Source organism: Campylobacter gastrosuis (assembly GCF_030249845.1).
Classification (GTDB): Bacteria; Campylobacterota; Campylobacteria; order Campylobacterales; family Campylobacteraceae; genus Campylobacter_A; species Campylobacter_A gastrosuis.
The window spans coordinates 66,721-93,345 of the sequence record NZ_JANURM010000003.1 but is presented as its reverse complement, the minus strand read 5'-3'; the positions used below and the strand labels follow the sequence as shown (position 1 = coordinate 93,345).

The 26,625-nt window shown below is 39.1% G+C and carries 26 protein-coding genes; 8 read left to right on the top strand and 18 right to left on the bottom strand.

Going from position 1 to position 26,625, the window contains the following annotated elements:
- Positions 1-13 precede the first annotated feature (13 nt).
- On the top strand, positions 14-160 hold the full coding sequence (locus NYG85_RS04270) for a hypothetical protein (RefSeq protein ID WP_284937245.1): 147 nt from the start codon (positions 14-16) through the stop codon (positions 158-160).
- Here the strand turns inward: NYG85_RS04270 and NYG85_RS04265 are convergent.
- From NYG85_RS04265 to NYG85_RS04255, 3 genes are read right to left on the bottom strand one after another with little or no spacing between them, the layout of a single operon-like run.
- A complete protein-coding gene (locus tag NYG85_RS04265) occupies positions 150-1,445 on the bottom strand; it encodes a cation:dicarboxylate symporter family transporter (RefSeq protein ID WP_284937244.1) in 1,296 nt (431 codons plus the stop codon). The genes NYG85_RS04270 and NYG85_RS04265 overlap by 11 nt on opposite strands.
- Positions 1,445-1,936: a peptidylprolyl isomerase gene (locus NYG85_RS04260; protein WP_284937243.1), complete on the bottom strand. Its 492-nt coding sequence runs from the start codon at positions 1,934-1,936 to the stop codon at positions 1,445-1,447. The genes NYG85_RS04265 and NYG85_RS04260 overlap by 1 nt, the downstream gene beginning before the upstream one ends.
- 8 nt (positions 1,937-1,944) lie before the next feature.
- A complete protein-coding gene (locus NYG85_RS04255) occupies positions 1,945-2,652 on the bottom strand; it encodes a YebC/PmpR family DNA-binding transcriptional regulator (protein ID WP_284937242.1) in 708 nt (235 codons plus the stop codon).
- Positions 2,653-2,758: 106 nt separating this feature from the next.
- On the opposite strand from NYG85_RS04255, the gene NYG85_RS12140 reads away from it, so the two are divergent.
- The 3 genes from NYG85_RS12140 to NYG85_RS04235 are packed head-to-tail and all read left to right on the top strand — an operon-like array spanning position 2,759 to position 6,186.
- Complete coding sequence (locus NYG85_RS12140; RefSeq protein WP_432264841.1) at positions 2,759-3,487, top strand: GNAT family N-acetyltransferase; 729 nt, start codon at positions 2,759-2,761, stop codon at positions 3,485-3,487.
- Complete coding sequence (locus NYG85_RS04240) at positions 3,487-5,631, top strand: heavy metal translocating P-type ATPase (RefSeq protein ID WP_284937241.1); 2,145 nt, start codon at positions 3,487-3,489, stop codon at positions 5,629-5,631. Before NYG85_RS12140 ends, NYG85_RS04240 begins: the two co-directional genes overlap by 1 nt.
- 9 nt (positions 5,632-5,640) lie before the next feature.
- On the top strand, positions 5,641-6,186 hold the full coding sequence (locus tag NYG85_RS04235; protein ID WP_284937239.1) for a hypothetical protein: 546 nt from the start codon (positions 5,641-5,643) through the stop codon (positions 6,184-6,186).
- Positions 6,187-6,198: 12 nt separating this feature from the next.
- Here NYG85_RS04235 and NYG85_RS04230 read toward each other — a convergent pair whose 3' ends face one another.
- The 6 genes from NYG85_RS04230 to gap all read right to left on the bottom strand — a co-directional run bounded on the left by NYG85_RS04230 (position 6,199) and on the right by gap (position 12,068).
- Positions 6,199-7,614 carry a carbon starvation CstA family protein gene (locus tag NYG85_RS04230; RefSeq protein ID WP_284937238.1) on the bottom strand — a complete coding sequence of 472 codons (1,416 nt, stop codon included), beginning with the start codon at positions 7,612-7,614 and terminating at the stop codon, positions 6,199-6,201.
- 142 nt (positions 7,615-7,756) lie between these two features.
- The gene (locus tag NYG85_RS04225; RefSeq protein WP_284937236.1) at positions 7,757-8,152 is read right to left on the bottom strand and encodes a DoxX family protein; all 396 of its coding nucleotides are present in this window, start codon (positions 8,150-8,152) and stop codon (positions 7,757-7,759) included.
- Positions 8,149-8,967: an enoyl-ACP reductase FabI gene (fabI, locus tag NYG85_RS04220; protein WP_284937235.1), complete on the bottom strand. Its 819-nt coding sequence runs from the start codon at positions 8,965-8,967 to the stop codon at positions 8,149-8,151. The genes NYG85_RS04225 and fabI overlap by 4 nt, the downstream gene beginning before the upstream one ends.
- A 223-nt stretch (positions 8,968-9,190) precedes the next feature.
- Positions 9,191-9,868 (bottom strand): triose-phosphate isomerase, encoded by a 678-nt coding sequence (locus NYG85_RS04215; RefSeq protein WP_284937233.1) that lies wholly within the window; start codon positions 9,866-9,868, stop codon positions 9,191-9,193.
- The gene (locus NYG85_RS04210; RefSeq protein WP_284937232.1) at positions 9,865-11,070 is read right to left on the bottom strand and encodes a phosphoglycerate kinase; all 1,206 of its coding nucleotides are present in this window, start codon (positions 11,068-11,070) and stop codon (positions 9,865-9,867) included. Before NYG85_RS04210 ends, NYG85_RS04215 begins: the two co-directional genes overlap by 4 nt.
- A complete protein-coding gene (gap, locus tag NYG85_RS04205) occupies positions 11,067-12,068 on the bottom strand; it encodes a type I glyceraldehyde-3-phosphate dehydrogenase (RefSeq protein ID WP_284937231.1) in 1,002 nt (333 codons plus the stop codon). The genes NYG85_RS04210 and gap overlap by 4 nt, the downstream gene beginning before the upstream one ends.
- 73 nt (positions 12,069-12,141) lie before the next feature.
- Between gap and nadD the strand changes: the two genes are divergently transcribed.
- Positions 12,142-12,675: a nicotinate (nicotinamide) nucleotide adenylyltransferase gene (nadD, locus tag NYG85_RS04200; protein ID WP_284937230.1), complete on the top strand. Its 534-nt coding sequence runs from the start codon at positions 12,142-12,144 to the stop codon at positions 12,673-12,675.
- A 2-nt stretch (positions 12,676-12,677) separates the two neighbouring features.
- Complete coding sequence (rsfS, locus tag NYG85_RS04195; protein ID WP_284937229.1) at positions 12,678-13,010, top strand: ribosome silencing factor; 333 nt, start codon at positions 12,678-12,680, stop codon at positions 13,008-13,010.
- A gap of 3 nt (positions 13,011-13,013) precedes the next feature.
- Here the strand turns inward: rsfS and NYG85_RS04190 are convergent, their stop codons facing one another.
- A complete protein-coding gene (locus NYG85_RS04190; protein ID WP_284937228.1) occupies positions 13,014-14,597 on the bottom strand; it encodes a DUF4153 domain-containing protein in 1,584 nt (527 codons plus the stop codon).
- A 106-nt stretch (positions 14,598-14,703) separates the two neighbouring features.
- Between NYG85_RS04190 and NYG85_RS04185 the strand changes: the two genes are divergently transcribed.
- Both NYG85_RS04185 and NYG85_RS04180 read left to right on the top strand, forming a co-directional pair.
- Positions 14,704-14,883 carry a hypothetical protein gene (locus tag NYG85_RS04185; protein WP_284937227.1) on the top strand — a complete coding sequence of 60 codons (180 nt, stop codon included), beginning with the start codon at positions 14,704-14,706 and terminating at the stop codon, positions 14,881-14,883.
- On the top strand, positions 14,873-16,216 hold the full coding sequence (locus NYG85_RS04180; protein ID WP_284937226.1) for a hypothetical protein: 1,344 nt from the start codon (positions 14,873-14,875) through the stop codon (positions 16,214-16,216). Before NYG85_RS04185 ends, NYG85_RS04180 begins: the two co-directional genes overlap by 11 nt.
- 37 nt (positions 16,217-16,253) lie before the next feature.
- Here NYG85_RS04180 and NYG85_RS04175 read toward each other — a convergent pair whose 3' ends face one another.
- The 8 genes from NYG85_RS04175 to NYG85_RS04140 form a co-directional block, all read right to left on the bottom strand.
- Positions 16,254-17,624, bottom strand: a complete 1,371-nt coding sequence (locus tag NYG85_RS04175) for a CAP domain-containing protein (RefSeq protein ID WP_284937225.1) — start codon at positions 17,622-17,624, stop codon at positions 16,254-16,256.
- On the bottom strand, positions 17,599-19,176 hold the full coding sequence (gene pckA / locus NYG85_RS04170; protein ID WP_432264840.1) for a phosphoenolpyruvate carboxykinase (ATP): 1,578 nt from the start codon (positions 19,174-19,176) through the stop codon (positions 17,599-17,601). Before pckA ends, NYG85_RS04175 begins: the two co-directional genes overlap by 26 nt.
- A 14-nt stretch (positions 19,177-19,190) precedes the next feature.
- The gene (locus NYG85_RS04165) at positions 19,191-20,438 is read right to left on the bottom strand and encodes a sodium ion-translocating decarboxylase subunit beta (RefSeq protein WP_432264844.1); all 1,248 of its coding nucleotides are present in this window, start codon (positions 20,436-20,438) and stop codon (positions 19,191-19,193) included.
- A gap of 77 nt (positions 20,439-20,515) precedes the next feature.
- A complete protein-coding gene (locus NYG85_RS04160) occupies positions 20,516-22,321 on the bottom strand; it encodes a biotin/lipoyl-containing protein (protein WP_284937223.1) in 1,806 nt (601 codons plus the stop codon).
- A 13-nt stretch (positions 22,322-22,334) separates the two neighbouring features.
- The gene (locus NYG85_RS04155) at positions 22,335-22,562 is read right to left on the bottom strand and encodes an OadG family protein (RefSeq protein ID WP_284937221.1); all 228 of its coding nucleotides are present in this window, start codon (positions 22,560-22,562) and stop codon (positions 22,335-22,337) included.
- 11 nt (positions 22,563-22,573) lie between these two features.
- Positions 22,574-23,920, bottom strand: coding sequence for a sodium-dependent transporter (locus NYG85_RS04150; RefSeq protein WP_284937220.1), 1,347 nt, complete (start codon positions 23,918-23,920; stop codon positions 22,574-22,576).
- Complete coding sequence (locus NYG85_RS04145) at positions 23,920-25,251, bottom strand: sodium-dependent transporter (protein WP_284937219.1); 1,332 nt, start codon at positions 25,249-25,251, stop codon at positions 23,920-23,922. Before NYG85_RS04145 ends, NYG85_RS04150 begins: the two co-directional genes overlap by 1 nt.
- A 4-nt stretch (positions 25,252-25,255) precedes the next feature.
- On the bottom strand, positions 25,256-26,593 hold the full coding sequence (locus tag NYG85_RS04140; RefSeq protein WP_284937218.1) for a sodium-dependent transporter: 1,338 nt from the start codon (positions 26,591-26,593) through the stop codon (positions 25,256-25,258).
- Between the last annotated feature and the right edge of the window lie 32 nt (positions 26,594-26,625).

The window sequence follows — 26,625 nt, the reverse complement described above, 5'->3', positions numbered from 1 at the left end:
AAGGTAAGAGCTAGTGATTTTACACGAGAAGTTAAAGCTGAAATTAAAAATTTTTAGCTTTAATGAGCGTTTTGTGCTAGAAATTTATCTAAATTTATATCAAGTTTTGTCGGTTAAAATTTACAACCGACAAAACAAAATCAAAAACCTTACGACTTAAACTCAAACTCTTTTGGGTTATCAAGTGCGTAGCGGAATTTATCCATATCCACCTTCTTATCCCAGATTGAGATTATCACGCAGCCAACGGCATTACCGCATAAATTCCCAACCGCTCTCATCTCGGACATAAACTTATCCACACCAAGCAAAACAGCCACCGTTACAACAGGTATGCCAGTGCTTGGCAGTGCCGCTAATGTGCCAGCTAGCACGATAAATCCAGAGCCAGTAACGCCCACCGCACCCTTGCTTGTAATCATTAACACAATTAAAATACTAATTAAATGCTCAATGCTTAAAGGTATGTCAAATGCGTATGCTAAAAAGATAACGCTTAGGCTTAGGTAAATATTTGTGCAATCAAGATTAAACGAGTAGCCAGTAGGTATGATTAGCCCCACAGCACCACGATTTACTCCTGCTCGTTCTAGCTTTTGCATAAGTGGCCCAAGTGCCGTTTCTGACGAGCTTGTAGCAAAGACGACAAGCACCTCTTTTGCGATAAATCTCATAAATTTAAAGATATTTATCTTGGCAAAATAGCAAATCGCCCCAAGCACGACAAAGATAAAAAATAGACAAGCCACAGCCATAACCGCTAAAAGCTCAAACATACCAAGAAGCGAGTTAATGCCAAATTTGCCGATTAGATAAGCCATTGCTGAAAAGGCTGCTACTGGGCTAAAAAGCATTAAAAAGCTAAGAATTTTTAGCACGTAATGCTGGATAAATTCAAGCGGTTTTAGGCAGATTTTTTTATGCTCAGCCTTTAAAAACGACAGCGTAATCGCCACGACAAGTGCCATAAACAGCACTTGAAGCGTGTTTGCGCTTAAAAACGGCGAGATAGGGTCGCTAGGCACGGCACCTTTTAGGATTGCCCACATTGAGCCGACATCCTTATCAGCAGTGGTGTATTTATCAATACTATGTGGGTCTAGCTTGGTGTAATCAAGGTGCATCCCGTGCCCCGGTCTAAGCGTCTCGCCAAAGAAAATTCCCACCGCAAGCGATAGCGTGCTAACGACTTCAAAGTAGATAAACGCCTTTAATCCGATACTGCCAAGCTCCTTTAAGCTTTCAAGTCCGATGATACCTGAAACGATTGTTAAAAATATAATTGGTCCAATAAGAAGTTTTAACGCCTTGATAAAGTAGTCAATGCCGGGCTTGCTAGCCACGCCAAGCTCTGGGGCGATAATGCCTACGATAATACCAGCAATAATCGCCACGACCACCCAAAATGCAAGGCTTGTTAGGGGTTTTAAAATTCTAGTCTGCATTAAATTTTACTTACCACTACTGCTTTTATGATTTTATCCCCCATTCTAATCGCATCAAGCACTTTTAAGCTCTCATCATCAACACACTTGCCAAAAATCGTATGCACGCCGTCAAGGTGTGGCTGCGGGCTGTGGCAGATGAAAAACTGCGAACCACCAGTATCACGCCCAGCGTGTGCCATTGAGAGTGAGCCACGCTCGTGTTTTACCTTTTGTCCCACGCACTCGCACTTTATGCGGTATCCAGGACCCCCTGTGCCAGTGCCTAGCGGGCAGCCACCTTGGATTACAAAGTTTGGTATCACTCTGTGAAAATTTAGTCCATCATAAAAGCCAGATTTAATTAGGCTAACAAAATTTGCCACCGCTTGTGGGGCGTGCTCTAAAAATAGCTCTAACTTAATCTCGCCCTTATCTGTCGTTAAAATAGCGTATTTGTCCTCTTTTAACTCATCTGTGATCTCAAAATTTTTAAGCTCTTCGTTTCTCATTTTTACCTTTATTCAATATTTGTATAAACTGCTTGGACATCATCGTCATCTTCAAGCTTATCAAGAAGTCTCTCAATATCGCTCATTTGCTCCTCGCTTAGGCTTATTGTAGAGTTTGGTATGTATTCTAATACACCCTTTTTTAGCTCTAAATTTAGCTTTGAAATGCCCTCGCTAAGTGTGCCAAAACTCTCATAATCGCCGTAAATGTAAAGGCTCTCATCACCACTTTCAAGCTCTGTTAAGCCAAAATCAATGAGTTCTAGCTCTAAATCCTCTAAATTTTGGTTAGTTTTTGCCACTTCAAAGACACTTTTTCGTGAAAACATAAAGCTTAAACTACCGCTAGGTAGCACCTCGCCGCCATTTTTGTTAAAAATTGCCTTGACATTTGCGACCGTTCTTGTTGGGTTATCAGTCGCGCACTCAACGATGATTTGCGTGCCGTGAGCTGCCTTGCCGTCATAAAAAATCGTTTTAATATCGGCACTATCCTTGCCACTGGCTCGTTTTATAGCGGAGTCAATGTTATCTTTTGGCATATTTTGTGCTTTTGCAGCAGCGATTGCAGCACGTAGTTTTGGGTTCATATCAGGGTCAGTCCCGCCCTCTTTTGCAGCGACCGTTATGGCTTTTGCAAGTTTAGGGAAAACCTTGCTCATCTTATCCCAACGTGCCTCTTTTGCTGCTCGTCTATATTCAAACGCTCGTCCCATAAAAATCCTTAAATTTAAGTTTAAAAAGTCTAAATTATACAAAACTCCTGCTTAAACTTAAAAAATATTTGCTAAAAATTTAAGATTATTACTCTATAATTGCCAAATGATTAGACAGGCAAATAAAGGTGATTTACAAGCGGTCATAAGACTGCTAAAACTGGCTCTTGATGATATCATATATCATTTAAGTGGGACAAAAGATGAGCTACAAACTGATAATAAACTTCAAGAATTGTTTTTAAGCAAACAGAGTAGAATAAGCTATAAAAACATAACTATTTTTGAAGAAAACGGCGTTGTAGCAGGGATTATGGTGAGCTACGATGGCTCTAAGCTTAATTGGCTTGATGAGCATTTTAAAGGCATTTTTGAGCGTGAGTGTTTTGATGATGAGTATTATATTGACGCAATCGCCGTTGATGAGAATTTTCGCAACAAAGGCATAGCCACAAAGCTCATTAATCAAACAAAATTTTTAGCCAAAATGGCAAATCAGGCGAAAATTTCTTTAATCGTTGATATAAATAAGCCAAAAAATGTCGCTCTTTATGAAAAACTCGGCTTTAAAACCGATCAAATTTTAAAAATTTACAACCACGAATACAAACATATGATAAAGGATACCTTAATGAGAAATTTTGAAGTTAATGGCATAAATTGTGTTAATTGTGCTAATAGTATAAAAAACGCTTTAAGCGATGAATTTGGAGAAATAGTCGTTGATTTAGAGAAAAATCCACGAGTTGTTAGTCTAAATATTGATGATAAAGATTTGCAAAAATTTACAGATGAGCTTGATGATTTAGGCTTTAAGCTTATACGAGAAATTTAATGCAAAAAATTAAGCTAAATATCGCTGGTATGACCTGCGTTAATTGCTCAAATGCCGTTATGAAAGTGGCTAAAAAGATTGACGGCGTGGGCTTTGCAAATGTAAATTTTGCAAATGGGGTTGGTGAATTTGAGATTAAGGATGAGCAAACGCTTGAAATTTTAAAGGAGCGGATAAAAAAGCTAGGCTATGAGGTAATTTTTGACGCTAGTGAGTTTGAAAAAAGGCAAAATGATCACGTTTTGTATTTAAGAAATCACTTTTTTATCGCCCTTGTGCTTTCAGCCCTAATTATGGGGCTTGAAATGCTTTTACCGCCTAGTTTTGCTAAAAATTTAGGCGTTGTTTTGCTTGGATTTATCGTGCTTTTTTACAACGGTAAAAGCTTTTTTTCACACGCATTTTTATCCTTAAAAAGCAAAAATTATGATATGAATGTGCTTGTTTGCTTAGGAGCTACGAGTGCCTTTATACACGCTATTTTTATGCTATTTTGGGGTAAATTTTTAGATGAAAACTTAAACCACTTATACATATCTGGCTCGGCAATGATTATCACCTTTGTTTTGCTTGGCAAATTCCTTGAAGCAAGGTCAAAATCAAAGGCTATGGATCACCTTAAAATTTTAATGGATATGTCGCCAAAAACGGCACTTTTAATCAAATCTGATGGACAAACCGAGCAAGTTAGCGTAAATAAGCTACAAATCGGCGATGTGGTCGCTGTAAAAAACGGCTACGGTGTCCCAAGCGACGGCGTCATCGTTCAAGGCGGTGCCGAGATAGACACATCAGCACTTACTGGCGAGAGTCTGCCAAGCTATAAAAAGGTCGGAGACGAGGTCTTTTCAGGCACATTAAACACAAACGGCTACATTAGCGTCCGCATCACAAAACTAGCAAATCAAACGCTCTTAGCACAAATCCTAGCCCTTTTAAGCGATGCAGCAACAAAACAAATGCCAATCTCTCGCCTTGCCGATAGGGTCGCAAATATCTTCGTGCCAAGCGTGATTTTCATCTCAATTTTAACCTTTTTTACGTGGATTTTGCTTACTAAAAATTTCACATACGCCACGCTTTCAGCGGTTTGTGTATTAATCATCTCTTGCCCCTGTGCCTTAGGACTTGCCACGCCAATCGCCGTAATTTCAGGGCTTTCACGTGCTGCAAAAGACAGAGTGCTAATTAAAAATCCGCAAATTCTTGAAATTTTAAAGGATGTAAAATTTGCCGTTTTTGATAAAACTGGCACGCTAACTAGCGGTAAAATCGCAGTTAGTCAGTGCAGTTTAAGCGAGGCGGATTTAAGCTTAATTAGCGGAGTTGAAGCCCTAAGCGAGCATCCAATCTCAAAAGCAATCGTAAATTTCGCAAAAGATAGCGGTATAAAAATCGCAAAATTAAACGGAGTGTTTGAAAATATTGTCGGTTTTGGCGTGATTTATAAAGATGAAAACCACGAAATCATCGTAGGCAACGCTAGGCTTTTAGAGCGTGAGGGTATTGAGTTTTTAAGCGAAAACGAGAGCCAAAAGGGGCAAATTTTTTGCGCGATAAATAAAAAATTTATTGGCGTTATCACAATAAATGATGAGATACGAAGCGAAGCAAAAGCCGTCATAGACGCCCTAAGAACAAAAAATATCACGCCAGTAATGCTCTCTGGCGATAACGAAGGCGTGGTTAGCAATGTAGCAGATAGACTTGGTATTAGCGAATTTTACGCAAATATGCTACCGCAAGATAAGCTAAACGTGGTAAAAAAACTAGGCGAAAGTGGCAAGGTAATTTTTATCGGAGATGGCATAAACGACTCACTTAGCCTAAAACAAGCCGATATCGGCGTAGCTATCGGCTCTGGGGCTGATATTGCAAAGGGAGCAAGTGATGTCGTGCTTATTAAAAACGACCTGAGAAGCGTGATTTTTATGCTAAATTTAGGCGAAAAATCAATAAAAATCATAAAACAAAACCTATTTTGGGCGTTTATTTACAATCTAATTTGTATCCCAATCGCCGCTGGGGCGTTGTATCCAGCCTTTGGAGTGCTGTTAAATCCAATGTTTGGCGCACTTAGTATGTGTTTTAGCTCGGTTAATATTGTGTTAAACTCACTTAGGCTAAGATTTGCGAAATTTTAAGGAGAGATGATGAGATTAGGGGAATTTTACAGCGTTTTAGCGATGATTTTTGCGAAAAATTTTAACGACACCTTAACAAACGAGGACTTTGAAAAAATCAAAAAAAGCAAGGGCTGGGTCGTAAAAAATGAGAGCGAAAACAACAAAAATGGGGCAAAATTTTACGATGATTTTTTACAAAACGAGATTTTAGCCGAGCTTCGGACTGATTTTAGGGCGATAAAGGAGCGTTTTAGGGCTGGTTTTTACTTTCAAAGTGCCAGCGATGATTTGCAAAAATTTTATAAAAGCATAAATTTTAACCCAAAAATGGGCGAGGTTGATAGCATTTCAAATCAGCTTTTGCTAATCGCAACAATTCTAAAAAACGAGCTTGATGAGACACATCAAAAGCTTTTGGTGTCATTTTTAACCGGCTTTTTCTTGCCTTACGCCGTGCCTTTATCGCTGGATTTAATGCAAATTTCAAAGAGCAGTTTTTATAAATCAATGGGCTATTTTCTAGCCGAATTTTGTCAAAATCTACAAGAAATTTTTAAAATCAAAAAGGGGTAAGCACCCCTTTATTTAGACGTTTTGTGGTAGTTTTTTAAGTCTAAAAAACAGCACTAAACAGATAATAGCACCGACTACGCCGATGATTGTTGAGATTTGCAGATTAAGCCCAAAGCCGATTTTGGCGTAAGCTAAAAATGTAATAACAACCGAAGTCATAAACACCGCCGGTATTGTCGTAATCCAGTGGAATTTATTTGCCTTATAAAGATACGCCGAAGCTGCCCAAAGCATAATCGCCGCTGTCGTTTGATTTGCCCAGCCAAAATAACGCCAAACAATGTCAAAATTCACGGTTGAAATCAAAGCACCCAACGCAAAGAGTGGCACGGCAATGTAAAGGCGTTTTGTCATCTCTTTTTGAGAGAGTTTAAAAAAGTCAGCGATAATTAAACGAGCAGAGCGAAACGCCGTGTCACCAGAGGTAATTGGCAAAATCACAACGCCAAGAATAGCCACAATACCGCCTACTCCGCCAAGAAGTGCGATTGATATATCATGAACCACTTTTGAAGGCGAACCCTCTGAAATCACGGCTTTTAACGCCTCAGGGCTATCATAAAAGCTAAGTCCCAAAGTGCACCAAATAAGTCCGATAATGCCTTCAAGAATCATCGCTCCATAAAATATCATTCTGCCTGATTTTTCGTTTGCAATGCACCTTGCCATTAATGGCGACTGAGTAGCGTGAAAGCCAGAAATAGCACCGCACGAAATAGTGATAAAAATTAGCGGCCAAATCGGCAACTGCGGATCGCTCGGATCAAAATTTTTAAAAAAATCAAGCCCAACGCTGTAAAATTCCTTACCGCTAAAAATAAGTCCAATCGTAAGACCAAATGACATAAATAGAAGCAAAGCCCCAAAAATAGGGTAGAAACGACCAATTATCTTATCAATTGAAACAAGCGTGGCTAAAATGTAGTAAGCAAAGATGATAAACGTCCAAGTCATTACATTTAGCGGCGAAAGACTAGCTAGAAGCTTAGCTGGTCCAAGCACGAAAACAACGCCGACTAATAGCAAAAGCACAAGGGCAAAGATATTCATAAAATGCTTAGCCCACGCACCAAGGTGATCGCCCACGACCGTTGGAACAGAAGCACCATTTGAGCGGACACTTAGCATACCAGAGAAGTAATCGTGAACCGCTCCTGCAAAAATACAGCCAATAACTATCCAAAGCATAGCCACTGGGCCATACAAAGCACCCAAAATCGGACCAAAAATCGGACCAAGTCCAGCGATATTTAAAAGCTGGATTAGAAAAACCTTTGAGTTTGACATATTGACATAATCCACGCCGTCAGCCATTGCGTGAGCTGGTGTTTTTCGCTCTGGATTGATGACAAATATCTTCTCAACTATCTTGCCATAGGTAAAATATGCCAAAATTAGCAAACCTATGCAGAAAAAGAACCATAGCATTTTTGCCTCCTTAAAAAATTTATTTAATGGTATTTTATAATAAATTTACTGAAAATTATCAATTTATTTTAAAAACTTGATTTTTATATTTAAATTTGTAATTACGAAGTTTTTTAAATTTTAGGCGAAATTTCGCCTAAAATCAGTCTGCTTTGAGAGCGTATTTACCGCTGCCGCTAAAAACTAGGCAAAGTGCCATAGCAAGGTAAAGATAGACAATCTCGGCTTTAAATCCGCCGTGCTGGGTTAAATCAAATAAATTTGGGGCATAAAATAAAAACAAAATCGCCCCACAAGTGCCAAGCACAAAAACACTAGCGACCCTTACAAACGCGCCTAAAATCAGCAAAATCGGTGCTACAACCTCGCCAAGATAGGCAAAATAAGCGATAAATTCAGACAAACCCTGTTTAACCAAAAGGCCCTTAACAAAGCCAACGCCGTTAAAAATTTTGGCTATGCCGTGCATAATTAGCATAACTCCAAGCCCAAGCCTGATGAATAAAAGCCCTAAATCAGGATTGTTTAGAGCCTTCATTTTGCGTCCATAGCTAGGATTGTGTTGCCATTTTCATCAACGGCAATGTCAGCCATACCCATTATGTTATATCCGCAATCAACGTAGTGAATCTCGCCAGTCACGCCACTTGCAAGGTCGCTTAAAAGATACATCGCTGATTTGCCCACATCTTCGGTGCTGACGTTGCGTTTTAGCGGAGAATTTACTTCGTTATAGCGTAAAATCATCCTAAAATCGCCTATACCGCTAGCCGCAAGGGTTTTAATGGGACCAGCTGAAATGGCATTTACACGGATATTTTTTGCACCCAAATCGTGCGCTAGGTATCTTACAGCACTTTCAAGCGCGGCTTTTGCAACGCCCATAACATTATAATGTGGCACAAATTTTGGGCCTCCAAGATAGCTTAACGTAAGCACCGAGCCACCCTCTTTAAGCACTGGCAAAACCGCACGAGTAAGGCTTAAAAGCGAATAAACAGACGTCCCCATAGCGATATCAAACGCCTCTTTTGTGGTGTTGATAAACTCGCCCTCTAATGCCTCTTTTGGCGCGTAAGCAACGGCGTGAACGATAAAATCTATCTCGCCCAAATCCGCTTTTATCTTATCTGCTATCGTTTCAAGATGAGCGTTGTTATTTACATCAAGCTCATAAACAAATTTGCTTCCAAACTCCGCAGCTATCGGCTCTACACGCTTTTTAAGAGCGTCATTTAAAAACGTAAAAGCAAGTTTTGCTCCCTGCTTGTGGCACTGCTCGGCTATGCCATAAGCGATTGATTTGGCGTTGGCGACGCCCACGATTAGACCTTTCTTACCATTCATAATCATACTTTTTTCTCCTTTTTTATTTGGTTGCTTTTATATTGTGAGTGCTTTTAAATGAGCTTGAAATTTTAAGTCGGCGATAGACAAAACGTCTTATCTTGACTTAAAATTTCTACGCAACATTTAAAATCATCTCACACTATAAAAGCTAAAAACTATTTTAAATTTTTAGCCTACGCAAATTTTTTGCTTCACAACCCTAAAAATCACTACAAAAGCTAAAATTTCAGCTTTTAGCTGTGCTAATTAAATTTAAAAAATTATGCGCGTCCCAGCTAGCAGTGCCGACTAAAACGCCACCACAGCTACTAATTTTACAAATTTCAGCGATATTTTTAGCATTCACGCTCCCGCCATACAAAAGCGGTGCGTGGGTAAATGTGGCTAAAAAGCCCAAAATTTCAGCGATCTCATCGGTATTAGCCGATTTGCCAGTGCCTATTGCCCAAATCGGCTCGTAAGCGATGACTAAATTTTCATAGCCTAAATCAATATTTTTTAACTGATTTTGCAAAAATTCCTTTGTCTTTTTGCTCTCAAAAACGCCCAAATTTTCGCCGATACAATAGGTAATCTCCCAGCCATTTTTTACCGCAAAATCAAACTTCGCCCTTAAAAACGCCTCGCTTTCGCCTAAAATTTCACGCCTTTCAGAGTGTCCGATTAGCACATTTTTTATGCCAAACTCATCTAAATGCACCCTGCCAATCTCGCCAGTAAATGCCCCACTCTCGCACGGATAGAAATTTTGCGCACCAAGCTTAAAATTTAGCCCGTTTATAAAAGCACTTGCCGGGGAAAAAACACAAACGTCATCGCCCCCTAAACCACCGCCTAAAATCTCTGCGTAATCGCCAAAACTAGCCCTTGTGTGGTTGCATTTTAGGTTCGCATAAAATTTCACTCATAATCCTTTTTTCTAAGCGGTTTTACGCCCGGTAGCTCCTTGCCCTCAATTAGCTCCAAACTAGCCCCACCGCCAGTTGAAATAAACGTCATCTCCTCATCATCACCAGCACGCTTTGCCACGTCCGCTGTATCTCCACCGCCAACGACGGTCGTTGCGTGGCTTTCGGCGATATAGTGGCTCATTTTTATGCTACCTTTTGAGAATTTATCCATCTCAAAAACGCCCATTGGTCCGTTCCACCAGATAGTTTGAGCGTCTGCTATGGCTAGTTTAAAAAGTCTAGTAGTCGCTGGGCCAATATCAAGCCCCATCCAACCAGCTGGAATTTCTTGTGCGGTTACGAATTTTACCGCGCTATCTGGCGAGAATGTCTGTGCTGCTACGACATCAACTGGCAGGTAAATTTTCACTCCCAGCTCCTTGCCCTTTTTTAAAATCGCAAGTGCTTCATCAATCAAATCCTCTTCAAGCAAAGAGTTGCCGATATTTTCGCCAAGTGCCTTTAAAAACGTAAATGCCATACCGCCGCCAATGACTAGCTTATCAACTCGCGGCAATAAATTTGTAAGTGCTTGAAGTTTGCCGCTGACCTTGCTGCCGCCGACAACTGCCACAAATGGGCGGGCTGGTTTTTTAATGAGCTTTTCTGCAAAATCAATCTCTTTTTGCAGTAAAAATCCAGCCGATTTTGAGTCCTCATCATAAAATTTTGTAATGGCTTCAACCGAGCTATGAGCCCTATGGCACACGCCAAATGCGTCATTTACATAAACTTCTGCATACTCGCTTAACGCCTTTGCTAGGGCTTCATCGTTTTTTGTTTCGCCCTTTTCAAAGCGTAAATTTTCAAGCAACAAAATCTCGCCCTGCTTTAAATTTTTAACCTTCTCTTTTGCGTCAATGCCAATGACATCGTTTGCAAAGATAACATCTTGATGAAGCACGAAACTTAGGCGTTTTGCCACTGGTTTTAGCGAGTATTTCTCTTCAAAGCCGTTTTTTGGGCGACCAAGATGAGAGGCTAGGACGATTTTGCAACCCTGATCAAGGCAGTATTTTATCGTTGGGAGTGCTGAGATTATTCGGCGGTCATCTGTTATGTTTAAAAAATCATCCATAGGCACGTTAAAATCGCACCTGATAAACACGCTCTTACCAGCTATATCAATATCTTTTACCGAGATTATATCCTTCATTTTACGCCCCCTACAAATACGCCCATATCAACTAAACGTGCTGAGTAGCCCCACTCATTATCATACCACGCTAAAACTTTTATCATATCATCAGCGATCACCTGTGTGGTATCTGTTACAAATACGGCTGAGGCTGGGTTGGTGCAAAAGTCGCTTGAAACTCTGTATTCATCATCAATTGTGATTAAATCACGCCACTCGCCTTTTGATACGCTTCTAAATAGCTCATTTATCTCATCTTTTGTTACAGCACGTTTTAAAACGGCTGTTAGATCAACAAGCGAAACGTTTGGCGTTGGCACACGCACACTTTGTCCGTGAATTCTGCCGTTTAAGTGTGGTAAAACCTTGCCGATCGCCTTTGCTGCGCCGGTGCTTGTTGGGATTAAATTCACAGCAGCCGCGCGTGAGCGTCTAAAATCCTTTGACTTTACGTCTAAAATGCTCTGTCCGTTTGTGTAGGCGTGAATCGTGCTCATTAACGCCTTATCAATGCCAAAATGCGTATCTAGCACCTTAACAACCGGTGCTAAGCAGTTTGTGGTGCAACTTGCATTTGAGATGATAACCTCGCCCTTATAACTATCTGTATTTACGCCAATTACGTATGTTGGTGTGTCATCTTTGGCTGGGGCTGACATTACGACCTTTTTTACGCCGTTTTTTAGAAGTGGTTCGCATTTTTCTTTTGTTAAATTTGCACCCGTGCATTCAAGCACGACCTGTGCGCCGTAAGCTCCAAAATCAAGCTCATTAGCATCTCTTGTGCTAAAAACTCTTATTTTTTTACCATCAACGCTGATAAAATCATCATCAATAACGCTAACTTCGTGTTTAAACTCGCCGTGAATGCTGTCAAATTTCAGCAAATAACGCGTCATATCGCGTTTAGCCGTGTCGTTTATGGCGACAAGCTCGCAGTCGGTGCGTTCTAAAATAAGTCTAGCCGCACATCTGCCGATACGTCCAAAACCATTTATTGCTATTTTAATAGGCATCTTATTTCCTTTTGATATAATACGGCGTAATTTTACACAAATAAATTTTAAACAAAGATATAAAAGGCAAAATTTGAATCTAGCACTATTTGGCGGCAGCTTTGACCCGCCTCATTTTGGGCATACTAGCATTATTAAAATGGCATTAAACACGCTAAAAATTGATAAGCTAATCGTAATGCCAACATACATAAGTCCGTTTAAAGATAAATTTTCAGCCCCGCCAGAGCTTCGCTTAAAGTGGATAAAGACGCTTTGGGGCGACTTAGATAGGGTTGAAATTTCAAACTATGAGTGCGAGCAAAATCGCCCAGTGCCTACGATTGAAACCACAAAATATCTTAAAAATTTATATAATCCAGAGAATTTTTACTTGCTTTTAGGAGCTGATCATATGCCAAATCTGCATAAATGGCACAACTTTGATGAGCTAAATAAAATGGTAAAATTTATCGTTGCAAAGCGTGATGATTTTAGCATACCTTTGGGGCTTGAAATAATGGACACGCACGTTCATATCAGCTCATCAATGGTGCGTTTAGGCGACGGACTTGACAAGATTGATGATAAAATCAAAGATGAAGTAATCAAATTTTATAAAGGATAAAAATGCAAAAACGAGTAGAACAAATCGTTAAAATTTTAGATGAAAAAAAGGCTGAAAGCATTGAGGCTTTTGATATGAGCGATAGGGATTATATCGCTAAATTCGTAATCATTGCAACCGCAATGGCAGGTCGCCACGCCTTTGCTCTAACCGATGAGCTAAAAGAGCGTTTAAAACCGCTTGGAGAGCAGTTTTTGGCTATTGAAAGCTCAGATGATTGGGTCGTGGTTGATTTAGGCGATATTTTAATCCACATAATGAGTGCAGAACACCGCGCAAAATACAACATTGAAGAGCTTCTAACTAAGCTAAAAGAGCAAAAAAGTAGCTTTTAAAGGCTACTTTTTCTTTATAAAAAGGGCGTTTTTAGCATACTTAAATTTATACCCAGCCCCGTCGTTTCTAATCTCAATCTCGCTAAATACGAGTGTGCCGTTTTCATCAGCCTTTTGTAAAAAGTCGTATTTGTGGCTTTCTAGCTCGCTTTTGGTGTAGGTTTGATTTATATCAAGGCTATTTTTCTTAAACACCTCGCTTATAAATTTATCGCCGTGAAAGCTCATTATCTCTTTGTCATCATTTAAAATTTGCAAATCGCCCCTTTTTGTGGCGTTATCATCGCTAAAAACATAGTCTGTAACGTAGATGATTTTGCCAAACTCGCTAATCAAATCAAGCTCGCTACCTTTGTCTAGTTTAAATGTAATGACGCTATTTGTATAATTTTTAAATTCCAAAAATATTTTTACGCCGTTTTTGCCATAAATTTCTTCAAATTTAGCCTTATCGTAATTAAAAAGTTTGTAAATTTCACGAGCCACGACAAACTCTTCGCCCTCTTTTATATTAAAATCAGCCTTTATCTTGCCCTTTTCATCAAGAGCGTTTTGCTTTAAAAGAAGCGAATTTAGCCGATTTATTTGGCTATTTAGTGAAATTTTAGTAGCATCAAAGATAAAAAACGCCACAAAAATGCAAACGATAAAACTTATCATAAAACGGCTAATCTTGGCTCTAAAAAGCAATAAAACCGCAAAAACGCTAAACAAAACAGCAAGTGCTAAGAGATAAAATCTATCAGTCGTAAAGCCATACTCGCCAACTCGCCTTAAAACCGCCACAAAAAGCATAACAAGCGGGATTAAGCAGATTAAGCCAAAATACCTATAAAATGCTAAAAATTTGCCACTATATCGCCCCTTTAAGCAGTAAAATATAACGCCAAAGGCAAGGTAAGGCAAAATGATAAGCGAGAGCATACCTCGTGGCAGCTCAAAACTAATGGCAATCACGGCAAAATAAATGTAAAGCAAAGCCGTGTAAGCGAGTAAAAACAGGCTAACCACGCTAAATAAAATCTCAAAAACGACGCCAAATTTTAGCGTAATATCGCTATTTTTAAAATACAAAAATAGCGTTGGAGTGATTAAGAAAAAGAGCGTGAAAAAAATTGCGACATAATCGCCACCAAAAATAAAATCAAAAAGATATGAAACGCTAGCGATAAATCCACATACCAAAACAAACACGCCAAGCATAATAAAAAATGCGTAAATTACGGCGGTTAAATTTTTAATAAAAGTGCTTAAAAATAGCTCATCGTCGCTATAAAACGGCATTGATAAAAGCGTAAGAAAGACTATGAAATTTAGAGCCAAAAATTGTATAAAATCACTAAGATTTGAGCTAAATTTTATTAAAAAAATGTAAAAAACAGCAACAAAAACAAAAGAGATTTTATAAAATCTCGTGCCGTTTGCTAGATGAATGATACAAAAAGCAATGCCAGAAAATGCGTAAAGAATGCCAAATATCTCTAAAAATTCCAAGCTAAAAAGCAAAAATGGCGTGGTGACTAAAAAGATTAATAAAAACTCAACTGGATTATTTTTAATAAGATTTAAAAATGATTTTTTAAACATCAAAAGACCCTTTTTTGGTGCAATTATAGCAAAATTTCAAGCATTGCTTGACGTTTTTTTTTTTTTTGATATTATCAAACATTTAAATTTTATTTAAAGGAAATATATGAATAAATTAGATTTTGGCGAACAATTTGCTTTTTCGCTTTTTACTGGAATTTTAAGTGGTGTCACAATAACAATATTTAATGGGACACTTAATTGTGTCACACTCGTGCTTTTATTTTTATCTGTCGCATTTTTGTCTGCTATATATTTCGTTAAAGGAAGAAAAAATGAAAACTAAAAATTTAACCCTTTTAGGTGCTGTTTTGTTTACATTTTATGGCTGTTTTGGTACTAATCATGCAGCAATAAAAAGAAATTTTGATTACAAATATTGTAAGCGGGAGTTTAATTGTGCAAAGTTTTATTGTAACAACCGCAGTGATTGCGAAAGGGATATTTGCAATGACCGCGAAAGCAATTACAAATGGGTTACTGATTTTACACCGCAACAAAGGCTGGTGCCTAAACCCACATTAGATTCTAGTTGTGAGTCTTATGCCGAAGATACAAATAATGATTATGCAATAAATGTATTTAAAGAGTATAGGGAAGCTTATTTAAAAATATTTGAGCGTTTTACAAATTTTTATTATAATGATATAAAAAAATATGCCGAGAATTTTAAAAATAATGTCTCAGTTACAATCACAAATCACGATAAAGAGGGTATGTATAGCCGTTTTTTAGATAAAGAGTATAAGGCTGGTATAGGTTTTTATTTACAAGAAGGCATAATTTTCAAAAACAATCACACAAAAGAAGTTCAACGCTTTTTCTTAGCAAATAATTTTGACCCATTGTTTAAAGCCACTGAAGTTAAAGATGATGAGAGTGATGTGCCGCTTAAAAATATTACAAGGATAAATTTAAATAGCTTTGATGAGTACGTAGAGGCTGTAAAACAAGCTACTTTAAGAATAAATAGCTTTAACTTTGATGAGTATTCTAAATTTTATAAAGACTATCATATAATTGTGTATTCTAATGAATATAAAGGCAATACGCAAGATTATGGTCTACATAAAAACAAAGTGGGTTGTTGTATTCAATACGTTATAGACGGCATAGATAAAACATATTTTAAGATACCTTACGAGCCTGGCAAAAAGATAAATTTAAAGGCAAATAGAAATATATCTAACTTTGCAATAAGCACACAAGAAATTTCTATCCCTTTTGAAGTAAAAAATAACGAGTTAGTAGTGGAGTATGATTTAGATAAAAAAATGTCAGTATCTGCAAAAAATATAAGCAGTCAAGACTTTATAAAAATAGATGCAATTACTGTTTATATAGGCGATAAGGTGCAAAACATAACAGATATAAACTCTGAACTACCACCTCAAACATCAAAAAATATAGGCTATTATGATGTGAGTAGTATACATTATTATAATAATATTTTTAGCTGGAGTTATTTTGAAGCTATGAACGACAAGAGACTAAATGAGTTAATGAGCAAGTCTTTTGACTTTAAAATCATCATAAGATACAGCAAAAATCAACAACAAAAAACTCTAACTCAAACAAAACGCATAACCTTTAACGACTACCTAAAACGCATAAGGTAACAAAATCGCTTTACGCAGATATTTTTGCGTAAAGCACTTATTTTTTTATAAGACTAAAAATTAAAATTACGGCTAAAATTGCTAAAAGTGCCGTTAAAATCACAAAGCTAGGTTTTAAGCCAAGAATGTTAAAGCTATCCTTTGAGCTGGTGGTTAAAACCACGCTAAATTTCACGCCATTATCAAGGCTAATATCAACCTTATCGCCCTTAAAACCGCTAATAAATAGCCTAATCGTGTTTAGTCCGACATACTCAACCTTTGCCTTTAAAAGTGGCGAAGTGGTGTAGGTGTAGCGTGAAAATGTGTCATTGCAATGCTTTGGCTTAATAAAAACGTCATAAAAATGTTCAGATTTCACGCCAATTTTCTCATCTCCGCTTAGCACAAAATAGCTAAATTCAGGCGTTTTAGTGTGAAATTCCCACTCTAAATCCGAACTTTTGCCGTTTAGAATATATGAAAATTTTGCTCTGTAAGTCTTATCAAACTCAAAGACATTTTTTGCAAAAAGTGCAAACTGATTTTGGCTAAATTTAGCGTTTATATCGCTATTTTTATCAAGCAAAATGGTATCTTTTATCTCATTTGCCCCATCAAAAATTTTAAAATCCATCATCTTTAAGCTTAAATTGTCATTCGCCCACACGCTAACTGGATTTGCCGTGATTTTACACGCTGGTAATGGGTCTGGTATCTCGCCGCCAAAGTAGGCAAGAGCTGGGAGCTTGCTTGGATAAAGCAGGAATTTTGGCTCGTTTGGCAGGGTTAGGTTTTTAAAGGTTTGCTCTTTGATTTTTGTGCTTTTATCGCTACAAATTCCAGTTACATAATAGCCACTTTTGCCAAAATCTCCGCCACTTTTACAAAGCAGGTTTAGCTCGTGATTACCCATATTATAAACGTAAATTTTACCGCTTTGTGCCACGCCAATCTCATCACTAGCGTAGTTTAAAAAGCCAAAACGATGATAAATCGCGCTCATTAGGCTGTCAATTGAGCTATTAAAATTTATCTGATTATGCGAGAGATTTTCACTTACAAAGCTAGAATTATAACCTGCAAAAACGGCACGTTCTGCTGGATTTTGCCCAGTAAAATGTGGCAAAGCTTGGCTCTCGCCGTGTGCGTTGTCTTCGGCTTTTATGCTGTTTTTATCAAGATAATTTGCGTGATTTTGTGCTGAAATTTTAAGGTTTTGGCTCTCTTTAAATTTAGTAAGCCCAACACTGCTTCTAATCTCGTTTAAATAATCAAGCCCCTCAAAAATCGTTGTAATTTTTGGCTCTTTTGGACTTAAAAGCTCACTCTCATCAAAGCTGTGATTTTTGTATAAATCCGCCCCAGCAATGATTAAAACTAGGGCGAAAATGGTTAAAAATTTATAGTTTTGGACCAGCTTTGGCAAACTCAACGCCCTCTTTTACGTCCTCGTAGCGTTTGAAATTCTCACTAAACATACTAGCTAGTTTATCACGCTGGGCTATGTATTCATCGCTATTTGCCCACGTGTTTATAGGATTTAATAATCTTGTTTCAACGCCACTTAGCTCTTTTGGGATAGCAAGATTAAACTTATCAAAATTTTCAAATTCGCAGTTTTTGATACTGCCATCAAGTATGGCGTTTATGCACGCACGAGTAGCCTTAATACTCATTCTTTTGCCAACGCCATAAGCACCGCCACTCCAACCAGTATTTACCAAATACACGCTAACTCCGTGCTTATCAATCTTTTCTCCAAGTAGCTTTGCATAAGCTGTCGGATGAAGTGGCATAAATGGCTCTCCAAAACACGCTGAAAAGGTCGCAACCGGCTCGGTTATGCCACGCTCAGTCCCAGCCACTTTTGCTGTGTAGCCACTTAGAAAATAATACATCGCCTGTTCTTTTGTAAGCTTTGCAACCGGTGGTAAAACGCCAAATGCGTCGGCTGTTAAAAATATTATGTTTTTTGGATGAGGCGCACTTAGGCTTGGCTCGTGGTTATCAATGTGCTCTATCGGGTAGCTAACGCGTGTATTTTCAGTCTTTGAGCCGTCTTTGTAATCAACAACGCCGTTTGCGTCAGCCACGACATTTTCAAGCAAGGCGTCACGGCGGATAGCGTTATAAATTTCAGGCTCACTCTCAGAGTCAAGATTTATGCACTTTGCGTAGCAGCCGCCCTCAAAGTTAAACACGCCCTCATCGTCCCAGCCGTGCTCATCATCGCCGATTAGCTTTCTGTGTGGGTCGGTTGAAAGCGTGGTCTTACCAGTGCCACTTAGACCAAAAAATAGCGCCGTATCGCCGTCTTTGCCCACGTTTGCCGAGCAGTGCATAGAGAGTTTGCCTTCAAGTGGCAGCCAGTAGTTCATCATTGAAAAAATACCTTTTTTCATCTCTCCGCCATACCAAGTCCCGCCGATAACTGCCACGTTTTCTTCAACGTTAAAAATGACAAAAACTTCGCTATTTAGCCCGTCCTTTTGCCACTCATCATTTACGCACTTACAAGCGTTAAAAACCACAAAATCTGACTTAAAATTTGCTAGTTCATTATCATTTGGGCGGATAAACATATTTTTTACAAAGTGCGCTTGCCACGCAACTTCTGTAACAAAGCGAACCGATTTTTTACTCTTAGCACTAGCACCGCAAAATGCGTCTTGCACGTAAATTTCTTTACCGCTTAGCTGGGCTTTTGCCTTTGATAAAAGCTTATCAAAAAGCTCCTTTGAGATAGGCTTATTTACCTTGCCCCACGCTATAAATTTACCGCTTGGGTCTTGCTTTACAAAATACTTATCCTTTGGGCTTCTGCCTGTAAATACGCCAGTATCAACCATAAAAGTGCCATTACTGCTTACCCTACCCTCGCCGTTTTTAACCTCGTGGTTAAAAAGCTCATCGTAGCTTAGGTTGTGATAGACCTTTTTTATATCGTTTAGTCCTAAATTTTCAATATCGCTTATCATTTTGTATCCTTTTTTTATTTAAAAATAGAAAGTAGCACACCAGCGGCAACCGCCGAACCTACGACACCTGAAACGTTTGGACCCATAGCGTGCATAAGTAAAATATTATTACAATCCTCCTTAACACCTTCTTTATTTACGACCCTTGCTGCCATAGGCACAGCACTCACACCAGCAGCCCCAATTAGCGGATTTATCTTATCCTTGCTAAATTTATTCATAATCTTTGCCATTATCACTCCACTTGCCGTGCCGATTGCAAAAGCGATAAGCCCAAGAAGCAAAATTCCAAGCGTGTTTGGCACTAAAAATTTCTCAGCCGCAAGCTTTGAGCCAACAGAAAGCCCTAAAAAAATGGTAACGATATTAATTAGTGCATTTTGAAGCGTATCGCTAAGTCTAGCCACCACGCCACACTCACGGATTAAATTACCAAACGCCAAAGCCCCAATTAACGGCGTAGCGTCTGGCAAAATGATAACACAAAGCATTAAAAGCGTTATGGGAAACATAATTTTTTCACGTTTGCTAACCTCTCTTAGCTGAACCATACGAATTTTACGCTCATCTTTTGTAGTAAGTGCTCTCATAATCGGAGGCTGAATAATAGGCACTAATGCCATATATGAATACGCCGCAACCGCAATAGCTCCCAGCAAATCAGGTGCTAAGCGAGATGCTAAAAATATCGCTGTTGGGCCATCAGCACCGCCGATAATGCCAATAGCAGCGGCGTCAGCTAGGCTAAAATTAAAAATTTCTGTGTATTGCGAGAGTGCTAATGCCCCAATTAACGTGGCAAAAATGCCAAATTGTGCCGCGCCGCCTAGCATTGCTGTTTTTGGATTTGCTAGAAGTGGCCCAAAATCAGTCATCGCCCCAACGCCCATAAAGATGATGAGTGGGAAAAGTCCAGTTTGTATGCCAAAATTATAAATTATGCCTAAAAAGCCCTCAGGCCCTGCTATGTCTGCAATTGGGATATTTGCTAGAAGTCCGCCAAAGCCGATTGGGATTAAAAGCAGCGGCTCAAAACCACGCTTTATGGCAAGGTAAAAGAGCAAAAAGCAGACAAAAAACATAATAATCCTGCCGTAGCTCTGATTAAATTTTGAAATTTTAGCCCCAGCGTGGTCTTTTAGCTCATCACTTGGGTTTAAAAAGGCGTAAATTCCAGTAGTTTTATAAAAACTAGAAAATAGCTCACTCATACTTTTTTGCTTATACTCAACCTTTTGCGAATTTTCAGGGCTATTTGGCACGTCTGCTAGGCAGAACGCACCAAGAAAAACGGCGAGTATAAATTTTAAAAATAGCCCCTTAACACCACCTACCACGACTAAAACCTAGCCAAAATTTGTCCGTTTGTAACGCTCTCGCCTTGCGAAACCGCAACAGCACTTATCACGCCGTCCTTTGGCGAGGCGATCTCTATCTCCATTTTCATCGCTTCAATGACAAAAACGACCTGTCCAGCCTTGACGCTATCGCCCGGTTTTACCAAAATTTTAAAGATATTGCCTGGCAAACTTGAAGTGATAGCTTCGCCAGTTGGGGCGTTTTGTGCGGTGTTTTGCGTGGTCGGCTTATCTTCAACCTGCGTGATTGACTTTATCTCAACGCCATCGCTAAAACCCTCGCTAACCTCAACATTATAGCGGTTGCCATTAACGACAACGCTGTATTTCCCGACATTTTGCGAATTTTGCACTTGCGGTTTTGGCTCATCTTTTGGCATTTGCGAAATTTTACGCACATTTACCTTTGCTTCGCCCTTTAAAAACGCAACGCCCTTTTCTTTACAAGCGGCGACTATAAATAAATTCTCATCGGTAACTGGAATTTGCTCTTTCTCTAAGATTTTTTGCGTGTAGGCTAGTGATTTTGTTTCATCAAGGTCGGCTAAATCAATGGCGTTTTTAGTCGTCGGCTCTAAATTTAGCTGCTCTGATGCTAGGCGGACGATATTTTCATCTGGCTTAACTGGCGTCTTGCCAAAGTAGCCAAGCACCATTTTGCCGTATCCTTCGGCGATTTTTTTCCACTTGCCAAACATTACGTTATTAAAGGCTTGTTGAAAGTAAAACTGACTAACTGGCGTCACACTAGTGCCGTATCCACCAAGCTCTACGACCTCGCGCATAGCCTCAATTACGGCTGGGAATTTATCCAAACAGCCATTATCTCTCATCATCTGTGTATTTGCCGTAAGTGCGCCGCCCGGCATTGGCGAAAATGGTATGAGTGGGCTTACCTGCGTGGCTTCTGGCGGCATAAAATAATCCTTTAAGCACTCGCCTAAAACCGCTTCGTATTTTAAAATTTTCTCCAAATCAAGCCCCAAATCATAATCCTTGCCCTTTAAGGCGTGAAGCATTGTTAAAATATCAGGCTGACTTGTGCCACCGCTCATCGGAGCCGCTGCAAGGTCAATGCCGTCCGCTCCTGCTTCAAGTGCGGCTAAATAACAAGCCACGCTAACGCCTGCTGTTTCGTGCGTGTGAAGTCTGATGTGAGTTTTTTCTGGCAACATTTTTCTAGCCATTTTTATCGTTTCATAGACCTTTTGTGGGCTTGATGTGCCACTTGCGTCCTTAAAGCAAACGCTATCATAAGGGATATTTGCGTCTAAAATTTCACGTAAAATTCTCTCATAAAATGCCACGTCGTGCGCACCAGAACAGCCCGGTGGCAAGTCCATAATAGTAACTACAACTTCGTGCTTTAAGCCGTGTGCGACTATCCTTTCGCCTGAAAATTTTAGATTTTCAACATCATTTAAAGCGTCAAAATTTCTAATCGTAGTCGTGCCGTGCTTTTTAAAAAGCTTAGCGTGAAGATCAACAATCTCACGACTGCCAGTATCAAGCGTAACGGTATTTACCCCACGCCCTAGCGTTTGCAGATTTGCGTCCCCTCCAACAATGGCACGAAATCTATCCATCATCGTAAATGCGTCCTCATTTAGATAAAAATAAAGGCTTTGAAATCTAGCACCGCCTCCAAACTCAAAGTGCATAATACCAGCATCTTTTGCAGCTTCTACCGCTGGTAAAAAATCATCCATTAAAACCCTAGCACCAAAAACCGACTGAAAGCCATCACGAAACGTCGTATCCATAACGTCAATGAATTTCTTAGCCATTTTATCTCCCTTATTAAGATTTTGTTTTAAATTTGTTAATAGCAGCGACAATAACTGCAACAATCTCTTTGTCTCTTGAAATTTCAGCCTTAGGCGTAGCTATGACCTCTAAATTTTCTTTGAAAAATCTAGCAAGTATCAAGCCTTGTGCCTTTAAAACCAAGACCATAATTATCAAAAACAAAAATACCGACCCCATACCAAGTAGCATAAAGCTAAAACCCTCAGAAACCAAATTCACAAACCTATCCTTTAAGCCGTAAAAAACAGCGTATTTATCATAATCACTAAGACAAAAATCGGCGAAACATATCGCAACAAAGCATACCATAAATTAAACACAAAATCGCTCATATATGGCTTAAATAGCGTGTATAACGCCTCTTTTTTAATCACATAACCAGCAAAAATCGCCCCGCCAATCCCGCCAAGTGGCAGTAAAATTTTCTCTGTTGTAAAATCAAGAAAGCTAAAAAAGTCCTTGCCAAAGACCAAATAATACTCGCCAACGCCTTTAATATTTGCAAAAATGCATAAAATTCCAAGCAAAAACACACCACTACCCACAAAAAGCAGAGATTTTAAACGGCTGATTTTAAACTCACGGATTAAGAAAAATACAAATGGCTCAATGATAGAAATCGCCGAAGTAAGGGCAGCAAAACTTAAAGCAGTAAAAAACATAACGGCTAAAATATTGCCAATCGCCCCTAAATTTGCAAAAAGTGTCGGCAAGGACTTAAAGACAAGTCCCACGCCCTGGCTAGGCACGGCGTCATACTCAAAAACAAAGGTAAAGATAACAAGTCCGGCAATGATTGCGATTAAGATGTTTATGCCAACAACGCTAAGAGTTGATCTAAACAAATTCGTATCATCTGAAAGCGAGGCTGAATAGGTAATGATAACAGCCATACCAAGCGACATCGTAAAAAAGGCAAGTCCGAGTGCGTAAAAGAACGAACTAAGCGTGATTTTTGAAAAATCTGGCACGAGTAGAAATTTAGCCGCTTTTGCAAATCCATCCATTGAAAATGAGTAAAAAAGCATAAACATAAGCATTAAAAATAGCGCTGGCATCATCAAAACGCTCATCTTTTCAATGCCACTTTTAACCCCACGAGAAAGGATAAGCATACAAGTGCCAAAGGCAAAGGCAAAGCAGATAAACTGAGTAAGCGCATCTTGCGATAAAAACTCGCCAAAAATAGCATTTGCCTCGTCTAAATTTTTAGGTAGCTTGCTAAACGATAGCCACAAATAGCGATAAACCCAGCCAATAATCACAAGATAATAACTTGAAATCACAGCGGCTGTAACCATAGTCATACCGCCTACACAGCTCCAAAATTTCTCATTTTTGTGAGCGAGTTTTCTAAACGCATTCACACTATCGCTTTCGCTTAACTTACCAATGCTAAGCTCGGCTAAAAATACTGGCACAGCGACAATAGCACAGATAAAAATATAAAGCAAAACAAACGCCGAACCGCCATTTTCACCCACGACATAGGGGAATTTCCAAATTGCACCAAGTCCCACAGCCGACCCAGCGACTGCTAAAACGTAGCCGATTTTACCAAAATACTCTTTCTCCACTAAACAAGCCCTCCAACAAGCACGATAAAGACCAAAACTGGTGCTACAAATCGCAGTAAAAAATACCAAATTTTAAAGATAACTTCGCCCATAAACGGCACAAAAAGTCCGCTTAAAAGCTCCTTTTTCATAAAAAATCCAACAAAAATGCAAAACAAAATTCCGCCAAGTGGCAATAAAATATTTGAGCTTAAAAGATCAAGTAGATCAAAAAAGCCCTTGTTAAAAAATGTAAGGCTAGATTTGAAATTTTCTACATTTGATAAGGCACACAAAATCCCCAAAACATAAACCACGCTACCGACAATAAAAATCGCCTTTAAACGGCTACATTTCAAGGCTCTGTTTAGAAACAAAATGCAAGGTTCTACCATAGAAATCGCCGAAGTAAGCCCTGCAAAAACGAGTGCTGTAAAAAATGTAAAACTAAGCACATTGCCAAGCACACCAAGCTTAGCAAATAGCGTAGGCAGCGACACAAAGGCAAGTCCGACACCACCCATTGGCTCTGAGTTAAACTCAAAAACAAAGGTAAAAACGATAAGTCCTATCACAATGCTAATAATAATGTTTAAAAAGACGACATAAAGCGATGAAGTAAATAAATTTGTCCGCTCATCAAGGCTAACAGAGTAGCTAAGAACTGCCCCAATGCCAACGCACATCGTAAAAAATGCAAGTCCGAGTGCGTAAAATAGCGATTTTAGCGTGATTTTTGAAAAATCTGGCACGAGCAAAAAATCAACAGCACGAGAAAAGCCGTCCATTGAAAACGAATAGCCAAGCATTAGCATTAAAAGTATAAAAAGTGCTGGTATTAGCCATAAATTTATCCGCTCAATCCCAGCTTTAACGCCCTTTGTCAGCACAAAAAAGTAAGCTAAAAACGCCACGCTAAAATAAAAAATCTGCTCGCTTGCATTTTGTGAGATGAAATTTTCAAACAATGCCCCAGAGCTAGGCAAGTCGCTAGGTAACTCTAAAAGCGATAAAACGGCGTATTTTACGACCCAGCCGATGATTAAGGTATAAAAAGACGCGACAAAAACGCCAGTAATCATCACAATGCCTGCTAACGACCACGCTTTTGCGCCCTTTGTAGCTAAGATTTTAAAGGCATTTGGCGTGTCAGCACCTGAAATTTTACCCATTGCCATTTCGGCAAAAAATATGCTAAGCCCCACCACAACGGCAAAAAATAGATAAATAAGCACAAATGCCGAACCGCCATTATCGCCCACGGTGTAAGGGAATTTCCACGCATTGCCAAGCCCCACAGCCGCACCTACGATTGAGAGAATAAAACCTACTTTTGAGAACTTATCTGCCATATTTTTACTTTAAAATTTGATACAGCATAATCGCAAAAACAGCCACAGGCACGACAAATCTAAGCATAAAATACCAAATTTCAAAGAGATTTTTGCTCATAAAAGTGCTAAAAAGTATAAAAAGCCCCTCTTTTTTAAGCACAAAACCCACAAAAATGCTAAATGTAATCGCCGCAAGTGGCATTATGATATTTGATGTCAAATAATCAAGCACATCAAAAAACGGCTTGTTAAAAAATACAAAATTTTCGCTTGTTGGCTTGTAATATGAAAGCACACAAAAAATACCCAAAATATAGACAAAAACGGCAATCATCACAAGGGCTTTTTTGCGTGTAAAACCAAATTTATTTATAAGATAAAAGGCAAACGGCTCAATCATAGAAACCGCACTCGTAATGCCTGCAAAAAGTAGCGATGTAAAAAACGCCACAGCTAGGACATTACCAGCTACGCCAAGCTTTGCAAAAAGTGTCGTAAGGCTAACAAAAATCAGCCCCGGTCCGCCCTGTGTGGTATCGCCGCTATACGCAAAAACAAAGGTAAAAACAACAAGCCCCATCATAATGCCGATTAGAATGTTTATAAAAATAATTGAGAGCGTTGATTTTACTAAATTTGTGCCATCAGGCAAGCTAGCTGCATATGTCGGCACCACGCAAACGCCCATTGAGAGCGAGAAAAATGCAAGTCCGAGTGCTTGAAGCACAATCTCTGGCGTGATTTTTGAAAAATCTGGCACAAAAAGAAACGAAACCGCCTTTAAAAAGCCATCGCCCATACTAAGCGAATAAAAAAACATAACCAAAAGCAAAATAAAAAGTGTCGGCATCATCCAGACATTTAGGCGTTCAATGCCACTTTTAATGCCCTTTGAAACCACGTAAAAAACGATGATAAAAACAAGCGTAAAACATAAAATGGAGTTAAGAGCCTCGCTAAATAAAAGCGACTCAAAAATCGCGCCAGATTGCGTAGTATCGCTAGGCAGCGAGCTAAAACTAATGTAAATATACTTTACAATCCAGCCAATCACAACCATATAAAACGAAGCGATAAGCACCGCACCAATCATAAAAAATCCAGCCAAACTCCACTGCTTTTTGTGCTTTGGAGCGAGTTTGTAAAGCGAATGCACGGGGTCGGTTTCGCCAAGTTTGCCAATGCTAAGCTCGGCTAAAAACGCCACAAAAGCAATGCCAAAAGTAAGCACCAAATACAAAACGATAAACGCCGAACCGCCGTTATTACCGACCATTGTTGGGAATTTCCACGCATTGCCAAGTCCCACAGCCGACCCAGCCATAGCAAGGACAAAGCCGATTTTGCTAAATTTATTCATACAAAATCCTAAAAAACTTAATGAAATTAAAA

Coding starts and splice junctions, on each gene's coding strand:
- NYG85_RS04265 (WP_284937244.1), bottom strand. CDS start 1,445: ATGCAGACTAGAATTTTAAAACCCCTAACAAGCCTTGCATTTTGGGTG.
- NYG85_RS04260 (WP_284937243.1), bottom strand. CDS start 1,936: ATGAGAAACGAAGAGCTTAAAAATTTTGAGATCACAGATGAGTTAAAA.
- NYG85_RS04255 (WP_284937242.1), bottom strand. CDS start 2,652: ATGGGACGAGCGTTTGAATATAGACGAGCAGCAAAAGAGGCACGTTGG.
- NYG85_RS12140 (WP_432264841.1), top strand. CDS start 2,759: ATGATTAGACAGGCAAATAAAGGTGATTTACAAGCGGTCATAAGACTG.
- NYG85_RS04240 (WP_284937241.1), top strand. CDS start 3,487: ATGCAAAAAATTAAGCTAAATATCGCTGGTATGACCTGCGTTAATTGC.
- NYG85_RS04235 (WP_284937239.1), top strand. CDS start 5,641: ATGAGATTAGGGGAATTTTACAGCGTTTTAGCGATGATTTTTGCGAAA.
- NYG85_RS04230 (WP_284937238.1), bottom strand. CDS start 7,614: ATGCTATGGTTCTTTTTCTGCATAGGTTTGCTAATTTTGGCATATTTT.
- NYG85_RS04225 (WP_284937236.1), bottom strand. CDS start 8,152: ATGAAGGCTCTAAACAATCCTGATTTAGGGCTTTTATTCATCAGGCTT.
- fabI (WP_284937235.1), bottom strand. CDS start 8,967: ATGATTATGAATGGTAAGAAAGGTCTAATCGTGGGCGTCGCCAACGCC.
- NYG85_RS04210 (WP_284937232.1), bottom strand. CDS start 11,070: ATGAAGGATATAATCTCGGTAAAAGATATTGATATAGCTGGTAAGAGC.
- gap (WP_284937231.1), bottom strand. CDS start 12,068: ATGCCTATTAAAATAGCAATAAATGGTTTTGGACGTATCGGCAGATGT.
- rsfS (WP_284937229.1), top strand. CDS start 12,678: ATGCAAAAACGAGTAGAACAAATCGTTAAAATTTTAGATGAAAAAAAG.
- NYG85_RS04190 (WP_284937228.1), bottom strand. CDS start 14,597: ATGTTTAAAAAATCATTTTTAAATCTTATTAAAAATAATCCAGTTGAG.
- NYG85_RS04185 (WP_284937227.1), top strand. CDS start 14,704: ATGAATAAATTAGATTTTGGCGAACAATTTGCTTTTTCGCTTTTTACT.
- NYG85_RS04180 (WP_284937226.1), top strand. CDS start 14,873: ATGAAAACTAAAAATTTAACCCTTTTAGGTGCTGTTTTGTTTACATTT.
- pckA (WP_432264840.1), bottom strand. CDS start 19,176: ATGATAAGCGATATTGAAAATTTAGGACTAAACGATATAAAAAAGGTC.
- NYG85_RS04160 (WP_284937223.1), bottom strand. CDS start 22,321: ATGGCTAAGAAATTCATTGACGTTATGGATACGACGTTTCGTGATGGC.
- NYG85_RS04145 (WP_284937219.1), bottom strand. CDS start 25,251: ATGGCAGATAAGTTCTCAAAAGTAGGTTTTATTCTCTCAATCGTAGGT.
- NYG85_RS04140 (WP_284937218.1), bottom strand. CDS start 26,593: ATGAATAAATTTAGCAAAATCGGCTTTGTCCTTGCTATGGCTGGGTCG.